Source organism: Streptomyces sp. NPDC104307, assembly GCF_055584045.1.
Window position 1 is genome coordinate 205814 of record NZ_JBVJMU010000005.1, and the last position, 22785, is coordinate 228598.

Sequence of the window (22785 nt, forward strand, 5' to 3'; positions counted from 1 at the left end):
CTCCCTAGCGTTGGCACCATGAATTCGACAAGTCTGCGCGGCGCACTGCTCGCCGCCTTCGCCTGCACCCTCGTGGGTGCCTCCTTCACCGCCAACAGCGTCCTCGGCGACTACCCGTACGCGGGCGGCCAGGCGCTGCGCTACGGACTGGCGGGCCTGCTGCTCCTGCCTCTTCTGCGACGGGGCGGGGCGCCCCCGCCCACGGCCACGCTGCGCACGCTCAGCGGCCGCCAGTGGGCGCGACTGGGCCTGCTCGCGGCGGTCGGAATGGTGGGCTTCAACCTGGCCGTCCTGACCGCGGAGCGGAGTGCGGAACCCGCTGTTCCGGGCGTCTTCGTCGGGTGCGCCCCGATCGTCGTGGCGGTGCTCGTGCCGCTGCTGGACGGGCGCCGGCCGACGCGCCCCGTGATCTACGCGGCGGGGCTGGTCGCCGCGGGAGCCTTCACCGTGCAGGGCTGGGGCCGTACCGACCTGGCCGGCATCCTCTGCTCCGTCGGCGCGCTGGCCGGTGAGGTGGGCTTCGCGGTCATCGCCGTACCCGTCCTGCGGCCGCTCGGTCCACGGCTGCTGTCCGCCACGGTCTGTGTGATCGCCGCGGTCGAGTCGGTCGTACTGGGTCTGCTGCTGGACGGCGGAGGCTTCCTGCCGATGCCCACGGGCGGTGAGGCGGTGGCGCTCCTCTGGCAGGCCGCCGTCGTCACGGTCATCGGGTTCGTCTGCTGGTACATGGGCCTGCAGCGCATCGGTGCCGAGCGCGCCACGCTCTTCTGCGGGCTGGTCCCGGTCTCCGCCGCGCTCACCGCCCCCCTGGTCGGCACCGGCTCCTACGGTGTCGCGCAGGCCGCCGGCAGCTGCCTGGTCGGGCTGGGCGTGGCCTTCGGCTCCGGTGTCCTGAACCGGCGGAAGGCCGTGCCCGTCCCGGACTCAGCGGCTGGTGTCGAGAACGACCCGCGCCACAAGAGCGGGGTCGTCGCTCATCGGGACATGCCCGCAGCCGGGCAGCCGGACCAGCCGGGCACCGGGAACGGTGTGCTTGGCCCGGATCCCCTGGCGGCGCAGGAGCAGCCGGTCGCCGCTGCCCCACGCGATGGTCACCGGCAGCCCCGGCACGTCGTCGGTGAACATGACATCGCGGCCGGCGGCCAGGGTCTGGTGGAAGCCGGCAGCCTCGCGCAGGGCGACCGTCTCCCGTACCGCAGCCTCAGGTGAACGGCGGCCGGGCCGGGCGTAGATGGTGCTGGTCAGCACCGCCCGGCCGGCCGGTGTGCGGGAGAGCCGCTCCATGAGCGGCAGTGGTAGGGAACCGGCGGCCAGCCGCATGGCGCGCAACGTGCCGAACGCGTAGCGCCGCTCGCGCTCGGTCCAGAACCCGGCGGGCGAGAGCGCCGTCACCGAGCGCACGCGCTTCTCGCGCCCCAACTCCAGCGCCAGCAGCCCGCCGAGCGAGTTGCCCGCGACATGGGGGCGGTCCAGGCCCAGCTCCTCGCAGAAGGCGCGCAGCAGTGACGCCACGGTCGTCAGGTCGTACGGGAGACCGTCGGGCAGCGCGGGCGAGGCGCCGAAGCCCGGCAGGTCGACGGCGATGACGTCCCGTTCCACGGCGAGAACGGGGATCACCGGGTCCCAGGCCTGGCGGTGGTGACCGATGCCGTGGAGAAGCAGCAGCGGTTCCCCGGCACCTGTGCGCTCGTACGCGAGGGACACCGGCCGGGGCCCGCCGGGTGTACCGACGGTGAACGAGGCCATGGTTGCCATGGGGATACTCCCGGATGCTCCGGCACGGCTCGGCCGCACCTGCCGACGACTTAGACAAGTCGTCAACAACAATTACCGTCAGGTAGCTTGGAGTTCAAGAGGTCCTCACGATTCGAACTGGACACCGCGCGGCCCGTCGGCTGGGATGGGGCGGTGACAACCGACATCGTGACCGACGTCTTTGAAGAGCACAGACCCGTGCTCACCGGGGTCGCCTACCGCATGCTCGGCCGGATCGCCGACGCGGAGGACGTGGTCCAGGAGGCGTGGCTCCGCTGGTCGTCCGTGGTGCGGGAGGACGTCCGCGAGCCACGCGCCTTCCTGGTGCGGACCGTTACCAGGCTGGCCATCGACCGCTTGCGTCAGCTCCGGTCGCGGCGCGAGGCGTACGTGGGGCCCTGGCTGCCCGAACCCCTCGTCACCGACTTCGGTCCCGCGGTGCCCGATACGGTGGAGCGGGCCGTACTCGCCGACTCCGTCTCCGTCGCGGTGCTCGTCGTCCTCGAATCGCTGTCCCCGCTGGAGCGCGCCGTCTTCGTGCTGCGCGAGGCCTTCGGCTTTCCGTACGGCGAGATCGCCACGGCACTTGACCGGACAGAGGCGGCAGTCCGCCAGCTCGCCGGGCGGGCCCGACGCCATGTGGAGGAGCGCAAACCGCGCTACGACGTCGACCCCGTCCAGCGCCGCGACCTGACGGAGCGATTCCTCGCGGCGGCCGCAGGCGGAGACATCGATGCGCTGCTCGCGCTCCTCGCGCCGGACGTACGCCTCGTCGGTGACAGCGGCGGGAAGTCGAAGGCGCCGCTTCGGATCCTGGAGAGCGCGGACAAGGTCAGCCGCTTCCTCCTCGCCATCGGGCAGGAACCGGTCCCGGACCTGGAGATCCGGAGCCTTGAGTTGAACGGCGGGCCGGCGCTGCTGGTCCTCATCGGCGGCAACCCCGATTCCACCATGCAGGTGGATGTACGGGACGGACTTGTCCAGTGCGTGTATATCGTTCGAAACCCTGACAAACTCACGTCTTTCGCCGGATCATAACCGGCTCTATCGCGGCTGCCTCTGTGTGAAGTCGTCGCCCGGGCGCTGCCGTCGGCCGCCAGTGCGCAGAACGCTCCCGAAGCCCCACGGACCTGCTCGGACGTGGGGCTTTGTGCTGCGTACGGCGCACCGGTCCGCGAACGCCCTGTGAACGCTCTGCGACAGCGACCCGTTTCACAGGGTTACCGGCTAAGGATTGGTCTTGACCAAGGGGGTGCGTCGTCCTATGGTCGCAACGTTAAGACAGGAACCTTTAATAAATAACGTCGCGGAAAAGCCGCCCGCTGGGCGATTGCGGAGGACAAGGGTGGGGACCACGCAGCTGGAATCGGTACCGGAGCCGAAGTACTGGCACCTGAAGACCGTGCTCAGTGAGGCACTCGACTCGGACTTTGCGGTGGGGGAGATCCTCCCCAACGAGCGGGACCTCGCCGCCCGGTTCGGCGTCGCCCGAGCCACGCTCCGGCAGGCGCTGGAGCAGCTCGAACTCGAAGGCAGACTGCAGCGCCGGCGGGGGGTCGGGACCACGGTCGCGCCGCCGCGCGTGGGTGTGGCCGTCTCCACCGCTCAGCACGACTGGAGCGGAGGCGGCGCGGGCGAGGCGTGGCAGCCGGTGGACTGCCGGACCGCGACCGCCCCCGCGGCGGTGGCCGATGTGCTCGACGTGGCAGGCGACGAGCTCGTCCACGTCGTGCGACGGATCCGCGTCTCGCACGGGCAGGCCGTCGCGGCGGAGCTGCTGTACGTGCCGTCGTCCTCCGTTCCCGAGCTCTCCGCGATAGACGCACCGTCCGGCTCCGCCAGGGCCCGTGGTGTCGTGCGTGAACTGCACCGGCTCGGGCTCGACGGGCAGGACCGCTCGGTGGAGCTCGGCTCGGCCCGCGCGGACGATGCCAAGGAGCTCGACCGGCTTCCGGGGGCCCCCGTCCTCGTCGTCACCACCCGCTACCTCGCCGCAGGCGGCACGGCGGCCGTTTCCATCGCCACCTACCGGGCCGACACCTGCCGGCTCACCTTCGGTGACTCGGGCGACGTGGAGATCAGCCACCACGAGCAGGAGCGCCAGGCCTCCTGACCGGCTGCCTCCCGGCGCGCCCGCCGGGACTCGCGCCCTACGGCCCGTCGCGTTCAGCGGCGGGCCGTCACCGTTCCCTCGACCGCGAACAACTGCTCTTCCACGTGGTCGAGCGCCAGCCGCAGCGCCCCCGTCGCCACAGCCGCCTCGCCGAGCAATGACAGCGCCACCCGTGGGGGCCGCAGACAGTAGCGGGCCAGCTCACCGCGGAGCGGGTTGAGCACCCCGTCCAGACCGGCCGCCCACCCTCCGACGACCACCAGCTCAGGATCGAGCGCCAGCACCAGCGCGGCGACATCGTGGACCAGCCGCTGGATGAAGCGCTCGACCGCCGCCTGCGCCTGCTCGTCACCGTGCCGCGCCTTCGCGAACACCGCAGCCACCGCATGCTCGTCAAGCGGGTCCAGAGGAGTGTCCGTCGTGGACAGCAGCCGCTCCGGTGTGACGTCACGGCCGAGCAGATGCAGCGCGCCGATCTCGCCCGCCGCACCGCCGAAGCCGCGGTGCAGTCGTCCGCCGATCAGCGACCCCGCTCCAGGACTCAGCCCCGCCAGCACGAACACGATGTCGTCGGACTCGGTGGCCGCGCCCTTCCAGTGCTCCGCGACCGCCGCGGCGTTCGCATCGTTCTCCACGAGCACAGGGCAGCGGAAGGACCGCCGCAGCCGCTCACCGAGGGCCAGCCCGGTCCAGCCCGGAAGCGCGGTGCCCAGCCTGACCGTGCCGTCGGCCTCCACGATGCCGGGGCTGCCGACCCCGACCGCCCGCAGGCTGCTGCGGGCCACGCCGGTCCGCCGCAGGACTTCGGCGACCACGGCCCGCACCTTGTCGAGGCGGTCGTCGGCACAGGCGGTCTCGGACACCGCACGTGAGCCGGCGCCGATGATCCGGCCGTCCAGGCCCGACAGCAGCGCCGAGACCCGGTGCGGGCCGATCTCGATGCCCAGCAGGTGCCCGGCCTCGGCCCGGAACCGGAAACGCCGGGCCGGGCGTCCCTGGCGTCGTGCCTCGGCGCCGTCGGGCGCCGACTCGACGACCAGGCCGGCTTCGAAGAGCCCTTCCACGACGCCCTCGACCGTCGGCCGCGAAAGCCCGGTGATCCGCGTCAGGTCCGTGAGGGTCGGGGAACCGGCGCCCCTGAGGGCGTGCAGTACCACCGCGGAATTGATCCGACGCAGCAACGACGGGTCCCCACCGGTCAGCCGGCCCACGGTGTGTCCTCCCAGCTCGTGCGCATGTCAGGCGGATGGTACTCGTTGCGCAGGGGCGGGGCGACCGCGGGACGCGACGCCGCCCGCGAAGGCCCGGGACCATCCTGCGCTCGGCCCGGTTCCGCGCCGGTCCCACCCCACTGCCGGCCCGGGTTCAGCGCGGGGTCGGCCCGGGTTCAGCCCGGCTTCGGTCTGTGTTGTGGTCCTGCTTCGGCCTGTGTTGGAGTCCTGCTCCGGTCCGGCTTCGGCCTGCGTTGTGGTCCTGTTCTGTTCCTGGTGCGGTCCGGGCTCAGCTGGGTGCGACGAATCCGGACTCATAGGCGGCGATGACGGCCTGCGTGCGGTCCCGGGCGCCCAACTTCGCCAATACGGAGCTGACATGGGTCTTCACCGTCTGGACACCGACCACGAGCCTGTCCGCGATCTCCGCGTTGGACAGCCCCCGGGCCATCAGCCGCAGCACAGCGGCCTCGCGCTCGGTGAGCGAAGCCCGGTCCATGGCCTCGCGCGCCCTGTTCGTCCCGTACTCGGAGGCCAGCTGACGGACCGCCGCCGGGAACAACAGGGACTCGCCCTCCGCCACCAGCCGCACCGCGTTCACGATCTCGGCTGGCCGGGCTCGCTTCAGAAGGAAACCGTCCGCCCCCGCACGCAGCGCCTCGTAGACGTACTCGTCATTCTCGAATGTCGTCACCACGAGGATCTTCGGCGGATCGGGCACCGTGCGCAGCACCACTCTGGTCGCCTCGATCCCGTCCATCAGCGGCATCCGTACGTCCATCGCGACGACATCGGGCCGCAGCTGACGGACCAAGGGGATCACCGCGGCTCCGTCTCCCGCCTCGCCGACGACCTCGATATCGGGCTGGGCCTCCAGGACCGCGCGCAGACCCGCGCGGACCAGGGGCTCGTCATCGACGAGAAGAACGGTAACCGGCATCCGGTCAGCGTATGCGGTCCAGCGGAAGGCTCGCGTGCACCATCCATTCCCCCTCGTACAGGCCCGTCTTGGCGTTTCCGCCCAGCAGGGCCGCTCTCTCCCGGATTCCCCGCAGCCCGGTTCCACCCCCAGGTGTACCGGTCGAACCCGTGAACGGGTTGGTTACCTCCAACTCCAGACGGCCCTCCGCCACGCTGATCCGGACCCGGACGGGGGCGGCCCGCGAGTGCCGAAGGGCATTGGTAAGGGACTCCTGAAGGATGCGGTACCCCTCACGCGACACCGACCCCGGAACCTGCTCCAGGGGACCGGACACCTCGGCATCGACTTTGGCCCCGGCTCCCCGCGCCGAGTCCAGCAAGCGGTCCGCCTCGATCAGGGACGGCCGTTGCCCCGGCGGCGTACCCGACTCGCGCAGCACCCGCAGCACCCGCTCCAGGTCTTCGAGCGCGCAGCGGCCGGTCTCCTCGATCGCCACCAGTGCCCGTTCGGTGAACTCCGGGTCGCGCGCCGCCCTGGCGGCCCCCGCCTGCACCACAGCCACCGTCAGGGCGTGCCCGATCGAGTCGTGCAGTTCGCGCGCGATCCGGTTGCGTTCCAGGAGCTGTTCGGTGCGCTCCTCCAGCACGGTCAGTCGCTGGACGGGTGTCGGACCCAGCAGCCAGCGGGCCGCCGCAGTGATCAGCTCCCCGCAGCCCACGATCACCGGAAACATGATCAGCAGGGGGACGGGCGCGAGGAACACAGCCCACCAGTGCGGTCCGAGGCCAGTGGCGAACCATTCGTCGCTCGGTTCCGAACCGAGCGCCGCACGGACGAGGTCGACTGTCGTGGCCGGCAGCCACACCGTCGCGAGACCGGCCAGGCCCGCACACAGCAGTCGCACCTCCAGCCAGAGCGCGGTCCGCCAGCGCTCGGACCAGGAAGTGGAAGGCGCTGCAGAGATGGTCGCGTCGGGGGCGCCGCGCTCCGCAGGCGTGAGCAGGAGCTGCGCCTGGATCCCTTCGGCGAGCCGCATGCCGGGTATCAGGCCGACCAGCGCCGCGAGGACGACGGGAACCCACGGCGTGTCCATCGAGATGAACAGCCACACGCTCACGGCGGCGGACGGCATGAGCAGATGCAGCCAGCGGGTGTAGGTGACCTGCGCGGTCAACGGGTGGAGGAAGCGGAGCATGCGGCCCATCGTGCCAGCGTGCACCGGGGCGGCGGCTCCCCCGAGCGAGGGAGATGATCCACTCCTGCGGGGGAGGATCGTCGCCGGCCGGGCGGCCAGGCTGAGGACATGACCAGTATCGACGTCCACGAGCTCACGAAGGACTACGGCGGGACCCGCGCCGTGGACCATCTCACCTTCAGCGTGCGGCCCGGCAGGGTCACCGGATTCCTCGGGCCCAACGGGGCAGGCAAGTCCACCACCATGCGGCTGGCCATCGGGCTGGACCGGCCCACAGGCGGCTCCGCCACCGTCGGCGGTCAGGCCTACGCGGCCCTCAACGAGCCCTTGCGCCGGGTTGGGGTACTCCTCGATCCGCAGGCTGCTCACGGTTCGCGGACGGCCCGCGACCACCTGCTGATGCTCGCGACGAGCAACCGCATCGGCCACGGCCGAGTCGAGGAGGTGCTGGAGGAGGCCGGCCTCGCCCAGGTGGGCGGACGCCGGATCAAGACGTTCTCTCTCGGCATGCGCCAACGGCTCGGCATAGCGGCGGCGCTGCTCGGTGACCCGGACGTGATCATGCTGGACGAGCCGTCGAACGGGCTGGATCCGGAGGGCATCGTCTGGATCCGGGAGCTCATGAAACGACTCGCCCGTGAGGGCCGTACCGTGCTCGTTTCCAGTCACCTGATGAACGAGACGTCCTCGTTCGCCGACCATCTGATCGTGCTCGGGCGCGGCCGGCTCCTCATCGACCTGCCGATGCAGGAGTTTCTCGACTCCCGTAGCCGGCCCAGGGTGCGGATGCGCACCACGGATGCCTCCCGGCTCGGCGAGGTCCTGGCACGCAGCGGATACCGGGCGGCGCAAGGTGAGGACGGCCGCTGGACCGTCGAGGGCGTCAAGGCGCAGGAAATCGGAGCGATGGCAGCCAGGGAGGGCATCGCGGTCCTGGAGCTCATGGACGAGCAGGCCACCTTGGAACAGGCCTACCTGGATCTCACCGCTGGTGCCGCGGAGTTCGCTTCCGCCGCCGCGCCCACCACACCTCAGGAGGCCTGACCATGTCGACAACCGCACTCCTGCGCTCCGAGTGGATCAAGATCAGATCGCTGCGCTCCGTCGGGGGATCCCTGATTGCCGTCTTCCTCGTCACCATGGCCGTCACCGTGCTGACTTCCGCCACAGTCGGTCAGGCCGAGGCCGACGAAGCGGACGCCGAACTCGTCTTCGGCGCCTTCTACGCGCTGAACTTCGGTCAGATCGCGGCCATCAGCTTCGGCGCGACGGCGATTTCATCCGAGTACCTCAATGGCGCGCTGCGCATGTCGCTCGCGGCGGTTCCGCACCGCACCCACTTCTACACGGTCAAAATGGCGCTCATCGGAGGAGCGGCGCTGGCGGTCGGCCTCATCACCACCTTCAGTTCGTTCCTGTCGGGACAGCTCTTCATGGGGGAGTACGCCATCGGCCTCGGCGAACCAGGCGCCCTGAGAGCAGCCTTCGGAGGAGCGATATATCTGGCGCTGATGGCACTGTTCGCGGCGGGGCTGACCGTACTGCTGCGCAGCGCGATTGCCGTGCTCAGTCTGCTCATCCCCTTCATCCTGATCGTCTCGTTCGTCGTCGGGGACGTAGCGGGCGGCGCGGCCGACTATCTGCCGGACCGGGCCGGACAGCTGGTGCTTCACCAGCACCCGGAAGGCAGCCTGGGCCCATGGACGGGACTGGCCGTCACCGCCGGCTGGGCCGCGGCGATGCTGTTGGCCGGATGGTGGGCGCTCCGACGCCGCGACGCCTGAGCACAGGAGTCTCGCCAGGGGGGAGGATGAGGCAGCGGTGCGCGCATCGCTCCAGGCCTCTGAGGGGCGGACAGCCTCGCCCGTGCTGATCACGTCGGGCCCCGGCCCCGGCCCCGGCCCCGGCCCCGGCCCCCGGCCCCCGGCCCCGGCCCCCGGACCCTGGCCCGGACTCCGGCCGGAGCTCAGGCCCCGGACTCAGGTCTCGGCGGAGTTGGTGAGAGAGCCCGCGGTGACAGCACCGCGGAGCCGTCCGTACTCCGCGGCCATCGTCTGAGCGGTCCAGTGGGCGTTGAGCCCACTGGGGTTGGGCAGAGCCCAGACGCGGGCACCGCCGATCGTCCGTTCCTGCCGCCCGATCTGGGCCCGCCGTTCACCGAATGCCGTCCGGTAGGCCGTGATGCCGACCACCGCCAGCCACTGCGGTCGTAGCCGTTCCACCTTGGCGGTGAGGATCTCTCCCCCGGCGCGGAACTCCTCGGCGGTGAGTTCGTCGGCACGGGCCGTGGCCCTGGCGACCACGTTGGTGATACCCAGCCCGTACTGGAGCAGCTCGGACTGCTCGGAGGGCCTCAACTGCCGCGATGTGAAACCCGACAGATGGAGTACCGGCCAGAAGCGATTGCCGGGGAAAGCGAAGTGGTGGCCCGTGGCACCAGTCATCAGGCTCGGATTGATTCCGCAGAACAGCACGCGAAGGCCGCCCGCAGCCACATCGGGAACAGTGCGGCCACGGGCGGCCTGGAGCTCTTCGGGTGTCATCGTCCGGGGCCGCGCGACATCAGAGGATGGAGCCGGGCGCGTACCCGGCAGCCTCCGGGTGCTGCTTCGTGATCTCCTCGATCCGGGAGACGAGCGCCGTGACCTGGTCACCGGCGGCGCCCGTGAACGAGAGCTTGTCGGCCATCAGCTCGTCCAACTGGGCGCGATCCAGCGGAATGCGCTCGTCGGCGGCCAGCTTGTCGAGCAGTTCGTTGCGCTCCGTGCCCTGCTCACGCATGGCCAGGGCGGAAGCGACCGCGTTCTCCTTGATGGCCTCGTGCGCGACCTCACGCCCGACGCCCGCACGCACCGCGCCCATCAGCACCTTCGTGGTGGCGAGGAACGGCAGGTACCGGTCCAGCTCACGGGCGACCACGGCGGGGAAGGCGCCGAACTCGTCGAGCACCGTCAGGAAGGTCTCCACCAGACCGTCGAACGCGAAGAACGCGTCCGGCAGCGCCACCCGGCGCACCACGGAGCAGGACACATCGCCCTCGTTCCACTGGTCGCCCGCCAGCTCGCCGGTCATCGACGCGTAGCCGCGCAGGATCACCATCAAACCGTTGACGCGCTCGCAGGAGCGGGTGTTCATCTTGTGCGGCATCGCGGACGAGCCGACCTGACCGGGCTTGAAGCCCTCGGTCACCAGTTCGTGGCCGGCCATCAGCCGGATGGTCTTCGCGACCGAGGAAGGAGCGGCGGCCAGCTGTACCAGCGCGGTCACCACGTCGTAGTCGAGCGAGCGCGGGTAGACCTGGCCGACGGAGGTGAAGGCCTGCGCGAAGCCGAGGTGTCCGGCGATGCGCTGCTCCAGGTCGGCCAGCTTCCCGGCGTCGCCGCCCAGCAGGTCGAGCATGTCCTGGGCGGTGCCGACGGGCCCCTTGATGCCGCGCAGCGGATAGCGGCCCAGCAGATCCTCCAGCCGGCCGTAGGCCACCAGCAGTTCGTCAGCCGCTGTCGCGAAGCGCTTGCCGAGCGTCGTGGCCTGGGCGGCGACATTGTGGGAGCGACCGGCGATCACCAGCTCGCGGTACTCGCCGGCCAGCCTGCCGAGCCGGGCCAGTACGGCCACGGTGCGGTCACGCATCAGTTCCAGGGAGAGCCGGATCTGGAGCTGCTCGACATTCTCGGTGAGGTCCCGGGACGTCATGCCCTTGTGGACCTGCTCATGGCCGGCGAGGGCGTTGAACTCCTCGATGCGGGCCTTGACGTCATGCCGGGTGACCTTCTCGCGCTCAGCGATGGAGGCCAGATCGACCTGATCGAGGACGCGCTCGTAATCGGCGAGAGCGGCGTCGGGTACCTCGATCCCGAGGTCCTTCTGGGCGCGCAGCACCGCCAGCCAGAGCTGACGTTCCAGCTTCACCTTCTGCTCGGGGGACCAAAGGACAGCCAGCTCCGTGGAGGCGTAGCGGCCGGCCAGGACATTGGGGATGCGAGGCTTCGCAGACACAGCAGTCACGTGTCGTGAGCTTACCTGTCTTCTCCAGCGGCTCGTGAGCGTGCACCGGCTCCAGAAGGTCCAGGTCGGAGGCTTCTGGGCCCGGCCGCACGCGCGGCGAACGAGACATCCGTGAGACGAAACGGCCCCAGGGGCGGTGATCACGGCCCCGGCGGGATCGTGAGGGGAATCCACTCCGGGCAGAGGAGCCGGACCCGGGCCGGTCCGTTGCCGACGCACAGGAACAGGCACCCGGCTCCGTGCGCACTACCTGCAAGCGCGGCGCCGCCATGAGCGATGTCGTTCCGGGCTTCCGATTCGAGCACCTGGAGTGACGGGGTGGAAGCGGAAAGCGTGGTGTGTGGTGTGTTTCGGTGCGCTCGGCGCTCGGCGCTCGGCGCTCAGGTGCCTCGGTGTGCATCTGTGTACCTGTTCAGCCGCGCTACTGCCTAGCCTGCGGCATGGAGATCCGAAGACGATCGTGGGCTACGCCCCCGCGTGGACGTACGTTGCCCAGATGTGCGGTTTCTCCGGGATGCGGCGTCGTAGCTGGCGGACCGTGTCGTGCAGCGCGTGCGCGGCATTCGGACAGTCGGGGGCGGTCGTGCGGCGGTAGAAGTCCCGCGTCATGTGGTCCGCGTGCACGCTGTCGATCTTCCACAGCGTGCCGACCGCCGTTGGGAATCCCGCAAGGAGGAATGAGCTCGTGATGTGGATGGCCTCGTCCACCAGGCGTTCTGCCGTGCGGGCGGTGCCGCAGGCCGCGAGGAAGACGAGCTGTGCCGAGCGCGGGCGGACCCGGCAGATTTCCAGGACCGAGACCGGCTCGCCACTGGGCAGATGAAGCAGGGCGCCGGAGGGCTCCGCCGGGTCCGACGCCGCGTGGCAGCCGAAATGCGCCCACGAGGCCTCGTGCAGTGCGGCGAGCACGGCCTCGCGAGTGGCGGCCGGGCCGATCAGCGGTGGCCGGGCACCGAGAAGCTCGGCCGCGTGGGCCGCCGCGGCCGCCACGCCGGGGAGATCGTCCTCGGCCGCGGCGACGAGGAGCGCGCTGCCGTGGTCGGCCGTATCGCGCTGCCGGGCGCGTGCTCGCGCGTAGGCGAGGGTCTGCAGGCCGGGCGCGTACGACGAGATCACCGTGTCGAGGGCGGCGCCGCAGCCGTCCTCCGAGCAGTCGGGCGCCGTGCATTCGGCCGCGTGGAGCGGCAGGGCGCTGAACGCACCGGTCGCCACCCACCAGACGCGCGGCCACGCGCCGCCACGGGGGACGGGTTCCACCGGTCCGACGGACTCCAGGACCGGGCGCACGATCCGGTGCCAGGTCCAGGCCAGAGTCTCGCGGACCGTCCGGGCCGCGGCGACGAGCTGAAGCGGGGAGGGGCGGGACATCCCCCTGGCGTTGATGGCGTCGACGGCGTCGCGCAGCCGGCGCGCCGCGTCGGTGATCTCGCCGGCCCCGGGTGCGAGGGGCAGCGAGGCGACCGACTGCTGGGTGATGACGAGGGCGTGGCACCGGTTCTTGCCGTGATTGAGGACGACGATGGGGCCATCGGAGGCGAGCGCCCTGAGCCCCTCCGTGGTCAGCGGCCGCAGGAAGCCCTCGAACCCCGGCCGTGTGCGGATGTGCCGTACGAGATCGTCCAGTTCGTTCGACGCGCGCAGGGCTGCGAGGCGGGCCCACTCGGCGGCCCCCGGTGTCCCGGCATCAGGTTCGGAACGGGTGTCGAGCCGGTCGGTCAACCGCTGGAAGGATGCGGCAAGTTCCGGGAACGCGGCCTGCAGATCGCTGATGTCGGCGCGGGCCTCGATGCGGCGCGCCAGCAGCAGGCCACGGCCCCGCTCCAGCAGTTCGGCGGTGCGTGCCACGTCCGGGCCCCGGACCGTGTGGTCCAGGGCGGGGAGGCCGTCGGGGCCGGGCGCCTGTCCCGCCCTCGGGGCTCGCACGTTCCCTTCCATGAGCCGCGTCCGCTCCGCGATCTGCGCTGCGGACTCGCGCATTTCGAGGGTGGAGAGGATCAGCTCGACGAGTCCTCTGATGTCGCCCTCGAAGATGGACAGGCCGTGCTCGGCGGACGTCTGGTCACTGCCCCGGTCGGTGATTCCGGTCATCGCCTCGACGGCCGCTTCGAGGTGCGTCAGCGCCGGGCCGATCCCCTGCTCCCCGCGGCCGATCTCGCGGGCCGCCGCGCCGATCTCGCCGTTGGCGCGCATCCACGCGGAGCCGACGAGGTCGTCCCAGCCCGCGGCGGGCTCACGGCCGGCGAGGCGGGAGCGGAGCCCGTCCGCGAAAGCGGCGAGCGGGCCGAGCAGCACATTGGCACCCCGCGCCGGCTCGGAACCGTCCGGGGCTTCGTCGTCGGCGCTGGATGGCCCCGAGCCGGGTACGGGACCGGAGGCGTGGTCCGTCCCCGGTGTCTCCGGGGGGTGCACGGGGCCACGGGCGTCTGTGGCGGACATCTCCGGCAGGCGGTCCAGGCCGATGAGGTCGAACATGGGCCCCATCACGTCGGCCAGGTCGACGGGTGACTCGTCCGGCGTCACGTCCTTCAGGACGCTCTCCAGGGCCCGTGCCTCGGTGAGCAGTGCTCGCGCCCTCTCCGGTTCGCGGGTGCGGAGAGCCACGGAACGCTGCATCAGGACCCTGACGAGCGTCATCGCCGTCATGGGCCGCATCGGATGTCCGACCGGACAGGCGGCGAACGTCCTGCGGCACTGTTCGACCACCGCGTCGTCGAGGTCGGGCCGAGGGCCTCCCGGCCCCACGGATTCGACCAGGTCGACATAGGCGTCGCCCATCAGGTCGTACCAGGGCGGGCCCGCCCCGTCGGACGCCCCTGTCCGGGTGAGGTCCCGCAATGCGTGGGCGATGCGCCGGGCCCGTTCCAGCTGTGCGGGGTCATGGCCGAACACGTAGTTCTGCAGGGCGTTGTGGAACTCCGCGCGGGCGGCCAGCACTTTCTGATCGGTCCGGGTCAGGCCCGCGCCCTCGTGAAGCGCCGCTTCCTCGGGAGTCGGCGGGGGTGCGGAGGCGAGCAGGGCCGCCGCCTCACGTGCGCCCTCCGCGTCGTGTGAGCCGAGGGACAGGATGTTGAGGGCGTGCGCGAGCGTCCGGTCGTACTCGCTGGGTGAGCCGCCGGAGTTGGCGCCGGCCTCGCGGAGCAGTCGTACGACCTCTTCGAGGACAGCGGGATCGGGCCGTTCCGCGGTCCCGGCGGACAGGGCGCTGCCGAGGGCTCCCGCCAGGTGCCGGCGCAGCTCGGGGTCGTCATCGTCCGTGGAGTCGAGGATCTCGCGGAGGGTCGCGATGGCGGAGTCGAGGTGTTCCGGGCGGTCGAGGCGGATGCCGGACATCCGGGACAGTGCGTCGAGCGTCCGGCGGATGTCGTCGGGCATGTCCTCCTCCCGCGTGATGTCCGCCGTGACGGCGAGGACCGCGACGGGCAGCGCCACGTCCAGGATTCCGCGGCGCAGCAGGTCCGTCGCGGGGAAGCCGGGCGGGGCGGTGGTGAGCACCTCCTCGGTCAGCTCGCGGGACTCGATGTCGAGCAGTTCGGCGCGGGCCGGCGCGCTGGAGCGTAGGGCCTCGGCGCGCAACCCGGTGAGGGCGGCCAGGACCGCGATGTGCGCATGCCGCTTGGGGTGATCGGCCGGGAGGGAGACGAGGGCGGAGCGGTAGCGGCTGATGCGCTCGTCGGCGCGTTCTGCGCCGTGCTCCGCGGCGTCGGCCTCGGCGAATTTCCCAGAGCCGGCGTCGCCATGGTCGCTGAAGCCGGTGTCGGCGCGTGCCGCGGGGTTGGCGCCGGCTGCGACGTCGGCATCGTCGGTGGAGTCGGTGGAGTCGGTGGGGTCGGTGGGGTCGAATCCGCCGATCAGCGAGAGGGCTTCGATGTCGAGGTCGATCGGCCGGCCCTCGCGGGCGGCACTCTCCCTCTCCTGTACGGCGAGGCGGTCCAGGAGAGGCGCGGCCCGTCTCAGGGCGTTCGGATCGTCGCTCTCGCGCAACGACTCGAACTCCTGGTACGTGGCCAGCATGTCGCTGTGCTCGTCGTTCAAGGCACCGGCCGAGGCGAGCAGCAGGGCCGCCTCCAGGGCCGTGTCGTCGTCCTCGCACGCCTGGGCGAGCGCGCTGAGCGCCCGGCCGAGGGCTACGGCGACCGTGCCGTGTTCGGGGTGACCGGCCGGAGTGTCGGCGTAGGCCGCCCGCAGCCGGCGTACGCCGCATGCGACACGTCCCGCGTCCTGCTCGGCGATGCCCGCGTCAGCGATCGCCGTACCGACGTGCAGGTCGAATTCACCGGGCCAGGTGACCGGCTGGGCATCCAGCATCCGCAGGAACCGAAGCCCTTCCGCGGTCTCCGGGGTAACGGCATCCTCCGGCACGGCCGCCACCAGCCGCTCGACCCGCGCGAGCCCGGGAGAGCCGAGGAGCCGGGCGGAGTCGACCACCGTGCGCAGACAGGCCGAGGTCGCGGCGCGTGCCGAGTCGGAGTCGAACAGGCCGGGCGCGACGGCCATTCGCCTGCACACCTCCCGGCCGTAACGGGCGGCATTGGCCAGTCCGTCCGGGTCGGCCTGCGTCTGGAACCGGAGCATCCACAAGTCGTGTGCGTAGATGGACAGTTCAACGAACGCTACCTGCTCTTCGGCACCCACGAGTTCAAGGGCGGCGTCCGACCAGGCGAGCGCGCGGTCGAGCGCGGCCGGCCGCTCCTGAGGCGCCCCGTCCACCGCGACGCCGGCATGGACCGAGCACACCAGGTGCGCGAAGCGCGCTTCGTGGGACGGGTCGGTGGCGTCGAAGCCCTCCCTGAGGGATTCGGGGAGTCCGGCCTCCGGAGGAAGACGCGGGCACAGGAAACCGAAGGTGCAGACCGCGACCTCGGTGTTCTGCACGGCGTCAGGATCCTCGGCGCCCTGGTGGCGGCCCCAGAACGTCCAGAACACGGCGGCCACCGCGTCGAGATCGATTGATTCCTCCGGTGAAGATGTCACCTCGGCGAGCAGGGCCAGTGCCTCGGCCACCGCCTCCCGGCCGCGCAGAGGTGTGACATCGCCGGTGCCGAACGCGGCGGTGAGACGTTCGACCACTCGTTCCCGAATCTCGGACATCACGCCTACATTAGTCTGATCAACAGTCAGGAAGCTTGGGCTGCACCGGATTAACAGGGGGTCCGCGTGGGTGACGGGGCGAAGGCGCACGGCGTGTACGAGGACGCCGTGGAGTACCTGTGCCGCAACGTGGAGGAACTGCGTCCGCTCATCTCGTCCGCCGTATGGCAGTCGGCCTTCCCGGTCGTACGGGACGCCGATCCGGCCGGTGCCGAGTGGCGGGACGCCGTACGAGCGCTGCACGACGCGGTCGAGGCGGCCGGCGTGCCGAACGGGCTCGGACTGCCCGCCACCATGGGCATCGGTGACTGGCCCGGCGCCCCCACCCCGCAGTCGGTGGGCTGGGTCTGCCCCACGAGCCGCTGCGGTCGGGTCGAACTGCGCGCCGGGACGGCAACCGCCACACCGGCCTGTGACCTGGCCGGAGGTCCGATGCGACTGGTGGACGGCTGACGGGCGATGGGCCTGCTCATCGAGTTGCAGAAGCGCATACCCGACGGCTGGTTCCTGCGACGGCTGCTCCCCGCCGCGCTGTTCGTCATCGTCGCGGTCGTCGGCGGCGGGGATCTGGGCCATGCCCACTGGAACGACATCGCCCTCGCGCGCGAGCGGATGGCCGATGCCCTGCGAACGGGTGGCGGCCCGACAGCGGACACCGTCGCCTCGCTCGTACTCGTCGCGGTGCCGGTGCTGGGAGCCGCCTTCGCGGTGCCCTACGCGGCAGCCTCGATCGGCTCTCTCGCGGCGGGCGCCTGGCCGTGGTGGCTGATGCCGGTGGGCCGGCGGGTGACCAGGTGGCGGGTGCGGCGCTGGGCCGAACCGGATGTGCTGGCCAGGCGCTCCGTGCGCGCCCGCGCCGACGGCCACGCGCTGCGTGCCGACCGCCTCGACGCACGGGCCGCACGGGCCGGAACGGGCGGACGGCCGAAGTCCCCGACCTGGTCGGGCGACCGCCTCCGCCACACCGAGGAGAACGTCGGACGGCAGACCGGCGGGGACGTCGCCGGAGGCTGGACCGTCCTCCTGCTCAGTGCGGCCGACCAGCCCCGCGCGGCGCTGGCCCAGGCCCGCGACGCCTATGACGCGGCCTGCGAAGGCCTCGTCTGGAGCGCGGCATTCACGGTGCTCGGCGCCTGGTGGTGGCCCGCGGCTCCCTTCGGTGTCCTCCTGGGCCTGGCTTCCTGGCGCTCCCTGCGCCAGGCGGTGCAGGCGCTGTGCCGTACGACGGAGGCGGCGTTCACGCTGCGCGGGACGGGGGAGCCGGGCACGCGGCCATGAACCGGGAGGCTCGGGCACACGACAGCGAAGCCGCCGGCGTGCACACCGCGCGGGAACGGCGTGCACACCGCGTGGGAACGGAGCCGCCCGGTGCCCAGCGCCGGGAGTGGCCGGTCTGCAGCCCCCGCCGCGCCACTGAGCCGGCCTGAACGGGGCTTCGGGCGTCGACGACCAGTGCGCTGACGACCAGTGCGCTCATGACGGCTGCCCGTCATCCTCGGTCATCATGGCGATCCAGCTGTGGGGTGCGCCGTCGCCGAGCATGATGCCGTAGACGTCCTCGCCTGCCGCTTCGGCGGCGCGCGCGAACATGGCCTGCTCGTACTCGGCCAGCGCCTTCTCGATGTCGTCGGGATACCGGGCGACGGCCCGGCCGAGCTCGGCGCCGTCCAGCATGGCCAGATTGGCGCCTTCACCGTTCGGCGGGGCGAGGTGGGCGGCATCGCCCAGCAGCGTGATCCCGGGCATCGGATCCCAGCGGTGCCCCACCGGGAGGGTGTGGAGGGGGCGCAGGAACGGCGCGGTGTCGCTGTCGGTGAGGAGAGCGGTGAGCTGCGGGGCCCATCCTTCGAACTCCGCGACGACCCGTGCCGTCAGGGCCGCGGCGTCGGAGGCGTCCGTGTCGGCGGGCCAGCCGAGCGGTTTCACGAGCTGGGCGTAGGAGTGCAGGCTCCCATCGGCCTCCCGCATGGCGAGGAATCCCTTTCCCGGCGCGAGCGCGAACAACGAGCCGGGACCCACTGCTTCCGCGGCGGCGGGGTGACGGCTGGCCGCGTCGGACAGGAAGGTCTCGACGGAGGTGACGCCCGCGTACGTCGGGGTGGCGTCCGACAGGACCGGCCGGACCCGTGACCACGCCCCGTCGGCCCCGACCAGCAGGCTCGTGGTGACGGTGCCGCCGTTGGCGAAGCGCACCTCGTGGCGGCCATTGCCGAGGGCCCGTACACCAGTGACCTTGTGCCCCCACCGGACGGTGCCGTCCGGCAACGAGTCGAGCAGCAGCTGCCGCAGCTGACCGCGCTGTACCTCCGGACGTGAGCCCGTCCCGTCGTCGGGCAGGTCGAGCAGTACGGACCCCGTCCGGTCCAGGACCCGGTAGGACTCGCGCCCCTCCAGGACGAGGCCGCGGAACTCCTCGATCAGCCCGGCAGCCGCCAGCGCGGGCTGGCCGTTCCAAGGGTGTATGTCGAGCATGCCGCCCTGAGCGCGTGCGGTCGCGGAGGCCTCCGCTTCATAGACGGTGGCCGCAATACCGTGAACGTGCAGGACGCGGGCCAGCGCGAGACCGCCGAGGCCGGCTCCGACGACCGTGACTACCGGTGCTGTCATCATCCTTCTCCTTCTCCTTCTTCTGCTTCTTCTCCAGAGCTGACCCAATGGCCAGAGTCTCTTTGGATCGCCAATCCAAGAGAAGGTACACCTTGGGGCGTCCCTTTGGAGCGGCGATCCAATATGGCAGAATGAAGAACATGACAACCGAGGGCCCTCGTGCAGCGCGACGCACCGACGCACTGTCCAAAGAGGTGATCGTCCAGGCCGCGACCGAGATCCTTGACACCGGCGGCGAGGCGGCGCTGACCTTCCGCGCGCTCACCCGCCACCTGCACACGGGCTACGGGGCGATCTATCACCGAGTGGCCAACAAGAGCGACCTCCTCGCGGCGGCCGCCGACGGTGTGATCGACCGCGTCGTGGCCGGCCCCGCTGCCGACGCGAAGCCCCAGGAAGCGCTGAGAGCCCTCGCCCTGGGCCTGTTCGACGCGATCGACGCGCACCCCTGGGTCGGTGCCCAGCTCACCCGGGAGCCCTGGCGTCCCACACTGCTGGAGGTCTACAAGAGCGTCGCTGAGCAGTTGCAGGCACTCGATGTGCCCGAGGAGGCCGTGTTCGACTCGGCGGGCGCGCTCGTGAACTACATCCTCGGGGTCGCCGGGCAGAACGCCGCCAACGCCCGCGTGCTCGCCGGAGCCGAGGTGGAGCGGGACCGTCTGCTCGCGGAGATCGCCGCGCAGTGGGCCAAACTCGACCCGGTGCAGCACCCCTGGGCGCGCGGTGCGGCGAAGCGACTGCCGGATCACGACGACCGTGCGCAGTTCCTCGCCGGTGTCGACCTCATCCTCGCCGGCATTGAGGCCGTGAACCGTGGGCGCGGAGCCGGAGCGGACTGAGGGCTGTCCGGCGGATCGAGTGACTGCCGAATTTCCGGGATCGTCGTTGTCGGCATGGGGTGGGGTGATCTGAGGGCAATCGCATCTGCGGCCAGACAGGACACCCGTGAACCGGTGGACCTTCCCGGTCGCGGCGCAATCGTGTTGACCGTCTCGACAGGCAGTGCTTGAGTCGGCGCGTGGACAGTATTTCGGCCAACCGGCAGTTCTGGAACCGGTTCAGCGGCGCCTACCAGCACAAGCACGACCCGCAGATCGGCGCAACGCCCCGGCTGTGGGGCACGTACGCCATCCCCGACGCGCACCTGAACGCCCTGGGCGACGTCACCGGCAAGCGCGTCCTCGAACTCGGCTGCGGTGCCGGCCAGTGGTCCAGGGCGCTCGCCGCCGAGGGCGCCACCGTGGTCGGGCTCGACCTGTCCGAGGCCCAGCTCGCCGCGGCAGCCCGCGCGATGGGAGCGGCCCGCTACCCGCTGGTGCAAGGAGCCGCCGAACACCTCCCGTTCGCCGCCGACAGCTTCGACCTGGTGTTCTGCGACTACGGCGGGCTCAGCTGGGCGCCCCCGCAGCTGGCCGTCCCGCAGGCCGCACGCGTCCTGCGCCGCGGTGGGCGGCTGGTGTTCAACGTCGCCAGCCCATGGTTCGAAGCCTGCTACGACGAAGCCGCCGGCCGCGCGACCACGACGCTGCACCAGGACTACTTCGGGCTGGACAGCATCGCCGAAGACCAGGGCGCGGTCAGCTATCAGCTCACCTACGGCGACTGGATCAGGGTCCTGCGCGGCGCGGGTCTCGTCATCGACGACCTCATCGAGCCGCGGCCCGGACCCGGAACAGCCAACGGCTACAACCAGACCGACCCGCCCGACTGGGGACACCGCTGGCCGGCTGAAGTGCTCTGGGTGACCCACAAACCGTAAGCAGCGCCGCACCGAAGCGTGGAAGTAACCCCTCCCCGGTTGATCGGTAGGCGGTGAACGAGCGGAAGAAGCGGAGCGGCGGGCAGGCGTCAGCCGGGGCCGGGCAGTCGGTGGGGATAGTCCGGTACGGGGCCGGGCGTGAGGCGTGTGAAGTACTCGGTCCGGATGATCTTGAGGCGGGACTCCGCCAGCTGACGGGCGAGGATGCCGGGCAGAGACCGTTCGCGGGCGGCTTCGATCCGATGGGCAAGGATCGCGCGCCATTTGGCCGCGGCCCACGGGGTCACGTCGACGGTCGTGCTCACATACGCGTCCGGGACGCTGAGCAGGGTTTTGCCGACCCCCGTCAACAGGGGCCCGAGTTCGCCGATGCCGCTGTCGGGGTGGGTGGCCGCGTACAGGGCGCGAGGCTGCCAGGGAGGCCCCGCTTCAGGATAGAGCGGCCCGACTCCTGCGGCTTCGACGGCGAGGAGGGTGACCTGGTGGGTGCGGCGGTGGTCCGGGTGCCCGGTTTCCCTGATGATTGAGCGTGTTCAGGCACCAGGGGAGGCGCAGGTTGAGTACGTGGCATGTGGTGCGGGTACCGGATCCAGAGCGGTGGGGGACGCTCCCAGTAGGTGGCGTGCTGGGGGTACAGGACCTGCCGACGGCGGTATCCCAGATTCGGTTGATGCCGGGGGACCCTGTATTCGTGCGACCGGACGGCATGGTTGATTCGGGCCTGCTGGATTTTGTCCGTTCGAAGGAGTTCCGGAACCTGGAACGGGAATCCAAGCGAAATTACGCGACGGATATTCGCATTCTTCTTGACTTCCTGTCTTCGCGCGGGGTGTCGTGGCAGCGGGCGACCGAGCAGGATCTCGTGGACTTCCGTGACTGGCGGTGCCGAGCTCAGGAGAACCCCCAACGGGTCGGTGGTACGAAGTGGAACCGTGAGGCGGCGGCGTTCACCAAGCTGTTCAAGTGGGGCAAGGTCTATCCTCTGCCGGTAGACGTGTCTCGGCGAGAGGACCGGGCCGCAGACTCGGTCAGTGCGCGGGTGTCGTGGCTGACGCCGCGGACATGGGGCCTGTGGTCGGACGTCGGGCTGCGCGGCCACACCCGGGCCGGGGTTGCGGCGCCCGGGTGGGAGTCGCGGACGGAGATCCGCAACACCAGCTTCGTGCAGCTTCTGCTGAGCTCGGGCCTGCGTCGGCAGGAGGGCGGTTCGCTGCTGACGTTCGAGTTGCCGACCCAGCAGCTGCGGCACGGCCGCTACCTCCATGGCCGTATCGCGGGCGCGGTGACGAGGGCGAAGAACACTCGCACGTTCTACGCGTCTGTGGACGCTGTCGGCCAGGTCGAGGCGTATGTCCAGTCGGAGCGGGCCTGGGCCGTTCAGCGGGCCCAGGCTGCGGGCTGCTACGACCGACTGGCGACGATGCTGCTGGTCACGAGCGTGACACGCGGGATCAAGCCGAAGGTGGAATGGGTGGATGCCAACGGCGTCGTCGGCGGGCAGGAGCTGAGTCTCTTGGGCTGGCGCGAGCGACGGTGGTTGTTTCTGGAAGGGCCGGACGGGCCGGAGCCGGCCTGGCTGTGGCTGACTGAGCAGGGCCTGCCCATGGAACCGGAACGCTGGAACGGCGTGTTCAGGAACGCGAACCTGCGCTGCGAAGATGTCCTGCTCAACGAGGAGGAACGGAAGGTCGACCGGAGGTTCCGGCTGGCGAACGTCCGCGGCAAGAGCCCGTACGCCACCCCGCATGCCGCCAGGCATTCCATGGCGCTCTACATGCTGATCCTGTTGAACGAGCTGTTCGAGTCCCGGTACGGTCTGACGAAAGGGGACCTGCGTGACTTCGCCATGCTGTTCGGCGATCCGTGGTGGTTGGTGAAGACCCTCCTCGGTCACTCCGACGTGGAGACCACGAAGCGGCACTATCTCGCACCCGTGTCGCACCTGCAGCTGGAGTCCATCCTGGCGGCCGCGGAGACCACTGCCGACGGCCAAGACGTCGAGAGTCTGGACGACGTCTTCGCGCGCCTCGCTCGGGAGACGCAGGGTATCCAGGATATTGACAGCCTCCTCGAGGCGGCTCCGTGAGCCCCCGCGGGCGTCGTGCTGCCCGGCCGCCATCTGGGCACCGC

The 22785-nt window shown here is 70.9% G+C and carries 18 protein-coding genes and 1 pseudogene; 10 read left to right on the plus strand and 9 right to left on the minus strand.

Annotated features, from left to right (window positions below; genetic code table 11):
* Positions 1-18 precede the first annotated feature (18 nt).
* A pseudogene (locus tag ACZ601_RS16095) lies at positions 19-867 on the plus strand (DMT family transporter); the annotation flags it as partial.
* Between the two features lie 57 nt (positions 868-924).
* Here the strand turns inward: ACZ601_RS16095 and ACZ601_RS16100 are convergent.
* Positions 925-1755, minus strand: a complete 831-nt coding sequence (locus tag ACZ601_RS16100) for an alpha/beta fold hydrolase (RefSeq protein ID WP_469537994.1) — start codon at positions 1753-1755, stop codon at positions 925-927.
* A 153-nt stretch (positions 1756-1908) separates the two neighbouring features.
* Here ACZ601_RS16100 and ACZ601_RS16105 point away from each other — a divergent pair, with 153 nt between their 5' ends.
* Both ACZ601_RS16105 and ACZ601_RS16110 read left to right on the plus strand, forming a co-directional pair.
* The gene (locus tag ACZ601_RS16105) at positions 1909-2793 is read left to right on the plus strand and encodes an RNA polymerase sigma-70 factor (protein ID WP_469537996.1); all 885 of its coding nucleotides are present in this window, start codon (positions 1909-1911) and stop codon (positions 2791-2793) included.
* 307 nt (positions 2794-3100) lie between these two features.
* A complete protein-coding gene (locus ACZ601_RS16110) occupies positions 3101-3868 on the plus strand; it encodes a GntR family transcriptional regulator (protein ID WP_311306996.1) in 768 nt (255 codons plus the stop codon).
* 53 nt (positions 3869-3921) lie between these two features.
* Here ACZ601_RS16110 and ACZ601_RS16115 read toward each other — a convergent pair whose 3' ends face one another.
* The 3 genes from ACZ601_RS16115 to ACZ601_RS16125 form a co-directional block, all read right to left on the minus strand.
* On the minus strand, positions 3922-5079 hold the full coding sequence (locus tag ACZ601_RS16115; protein WP_440573042.1) for an ROK family transcriptional regulator: 1158 nt from the start codon (positions 5077-5079) through the stop codon (positions 3922-3924).
* A gap of 289 nt (positions 5080-5368) precedes the next feature.
* The gene (locus tag ACZ601_RS16120; RefSeq protein ID WP_469538000.1) at positions 5369-6019 is read right to left on the minus strand and encodes a response regulator; all 651 of its coding nucleotides are present in this window, start codon (positions 6017-6019) and stop codon (positions 5369-5371) included.
* Between the two features lie 4 nt (positions 6020-6023).
* The gene (locus ACZ601_RS16125; RefSeq protein WP_469538003.1) at positions 6024-7196 is read right to left on the minus strand and encodes a sensor histidine kinase; all 1173 of its coding nucleotides are present in this window, start codon (positions 7194-7196) and stop codon (positions 6024-6026) included.
* Positions 7197-7304: 108 nt separating this feature from the next.
* Here ACZ601_RS16125 and ACZ601_RS16130 point away from each other — a divergent pair, with 108 nt between their 5' ends.
* Both ACZ601_RS16130 and ACZ601_RS16135 read left to right on the plus strand, forming a co-directional pair.
* Positions 7305-8240, plus strand: coding sequence for an ATP-binding cassette domain-containing protein (locus ACZ601_RS16130; RefSeq protein WP_469538005.1), 936 nt, complete (start codon positions 7305-7307; stop codon positions 8238-8240).
* A gap of 2 nt (positions 8241-8242) precedes the next feature.
* A complete protein-coding gene (locus tag ACZ601_RS16135; protein ID WP_469538008.1) occupies positions 8243-8980 on the plus strand; it encodes an ABC transporter permease in 738 nt (245 codons plus the stop codon).
* Positions 8981-9175: 195 nt separating this feature from the next.
* Here the strand turns inward: ACZ601_RS16135 and mug are convergent, their stop codons facing one another.
* The 3 genes from mug to ACZ601_RS16150 all read right to left on the minus strand — a co-directional run bounded on the left by mug (position 9176) and on the right by ACZ601_RS16150 (position 16289).
* Positions 9176-9739, minus strand: coding sequence for a G/U mismatch-specific DNA glycosylase (gene mug / locus ACZ601_RS16140; protein ID WP_469538010.1), 564 nt, complete (start codon positions 9737-9739; stop codon positions 9176-9178).
* A gap of 19 nt (positions 9740-9758) precedes the next feature.
* Complete coding sequence (gene purB / locus ACZ601_RS16145) at positions 9759-11201, minus strand: adenylosuccinate lyase (protein ID WP_073736229.1); 1443 nt, start codon at positions 11199-11201, stop codon at positions 9759-9761.
* A 465-nt stretch (positions 11202-11666) separates the two neighbouring features.
* A complete protein-coding gene (locus ACZ601_RS16150; protein WP_469538013.1) occupies positions 11667-16289 on the minus strand; it encodes a CHAT domain-containing protein in 4623 nt (1540 codons plus the stop codon).
* Positions 16290-16355: 66 nt separating this feature from the next.
* On the opposite strand from ACZ601_RS16150, the gene ACZ601_RS16155 reads away from it, so the two are divergent.
* Both ACZ601_RS16155 and ACZ601_RS16160 read left to right on the plus strand, forming a co-directional pair.
* Positions 16356-16742 (plus strand): hypothetical protein, encoded by a 387-nt coding sequence (locus ACZ601_RS16155; protein ID WP_440573035.1) that lies wholly within the window; start codon positions 16356-16358, stop codon positions 16740-16742.
* A gap of 6 nt (positions 16743-16748) precedes the next feature.
* On the plus strand, positions 16749-17567 hold the full coding sequence (locus ACZ601_RS16160; protein WP_469538016.1) for a hypothetical protein: 819 nt from the start codon (positions 16749-16751) through the stop codon (positions 17565-17567).
* Positions 17568-17762: 195 nt separating this feature from the next.
* Here ACZ601_RS16160 and ACZ601_RS16165 read toward each other — a convergent pair whose 3' ends face one another.
* Positions 17763-18896, minus strand: a complete 1134-nt coding sequence (locus ACZ601_RS16165; RefSeq protein ID WP_469538019.1) for an FAD-dependent oxidoreductase — start codon at positions 18894-18896, stop codon at positions 17763-17765.
* 131 nt (positions 18897-19027) lie between these two features.
* Here ACZ601_RS16165 and ACZ601_RS16170 point away from each other — a divergent pair, with 131 nt between their 5' ends.
* Complete coding sequence (locus ACZ601_RS16170) at positions 19028-19735, plus strand: TetR/AcrR family transcriptional regulator (protein WP_469538022.1); 708 nt, start codon at positions 19028-19030, stop codon at positions 19733-19735.
* A gap of 179 nt (positions 19736-19914) precedes the next feature.
* The gene (locus ACZ601_RS16175) at positions 19915-20655 is read left to right on the plus strand and encodes a class I SAM-dependent methyltransferase (RefSeq protein ID WP_440573031.1); all 741 of its coding nucleotides are present in this window, start codon (positions 19915-19917) and stop codon (positions 20653-20655) included.
* An 89-nt stretch (positions 20656-20744) separates the two neighbouring features.
* Here ACZ601_RS16175 and ACZ601_RS16180 read toward each other — a convergent pair whose 3' ends face one another.
* Entirely contained in the window at positions 20745-20960 is a 216-nt protein-coding gene (locus ACZ601_RS16180) for a hypothetical protein (RefSeq protein WP_469538024.1), read from the minus strand.
* A gap of 251 nt (positions 20961-21211) precedes the next feature.
* Between ACZ601_RS16180 and ACZ601_RS16185 the strand changes: the two genes are divergently transcribed.
* Positions 21212-22741, plus strand: a complete 1530-nt coding sequence (locus ACZ601_RS16185) for a site-specific integrase (RefSeq protein ID WP_469538026.1) — start codon at positions 21212-21214, stop codon at positions 22739-22741.
* The last annotated feature ends 44 nt before the right edge of the window (positions 22742-22785 follow it).

What these genes read in the sequence shown, in the direction of transcription:
- ACZ601_RS16120 (WP_469538000.1), bottom strand. Translation starts at nt 6,019, where the DNA reads ATGCCGGTTACCGTTCTTCTCGTCGATGACGAGCCCCTGGTCCGCGCG.
- ACZ601_RS16165 (WP_469538019.1), bottom strand. Translation starts at nt 18,896, where the DNA reads ATGACAGCACCGGTAGTCACGGTCGTCGGAGCCGGCCTCGGCGGTCTC.
- ACZ601_RS16125 (WP_469538003.1), bottom strand. Translation starts at nt 7,196, where the DNA reads ATGCTCCGCTTCCTCCACCCGTTGACCGCGCAGGTCACCTACACCCGC.
- mug (WP_469538010.1), bottom strand. Translation starts at nt 9,739, where the DNA reads ATGACACCCGAAGAGCTCCAGGCCGCCCGTGGCCGCACTGTTCCCGAT.
- ACZ601_RS16100 (WP_469537994.1), bottom strand. Translation starts at nt 1,755, where the DNA reads ATGGCAACCATGGCCTCGTTCACCGTCGGTACACCCGGCGGGCCCCGG.
- ACZ601_RS16135 (WP_469538008.1), top strand. Translation starts at nt 8,243, where the DNA reads ATGTCGACAACCGCACTCCTGCGCTCCGAGTGGATCAAGATCAGATCG.
- ACZ601_RS16130 (WP_469538005.1), top strand. Translation starts at nt 7,305, where the DNA reads ATGACCAGTATCGACGTCCACGAGCTCACGAAGGACTACGGCGGGACC.
- ACZ601_RS16170 (WP_469538022.1), top strand. Translation starts at nt 19,028, where the DNA reads ATGAAGAACATGACAACCGAGGGCCCTCGTGCAGCGCGACGCACCGAC.
- ACZ601_RS16150 (WP_469538013.1), bottom strand. Translation starts at nt 16,289, where the DNA reads ATGTCCGAGATTCGGGAACGAGTGGTCGAACGTCTCACCGCCGCGTTC.
- ACZ601_RS16160 (WP_469538016.1), top strand. Translation starts at nt 16,749, where the DNA reads ATGGGCCTGCTCATCGAGTTGCAGAAGCGCATACCCGACGGCTGGTTC.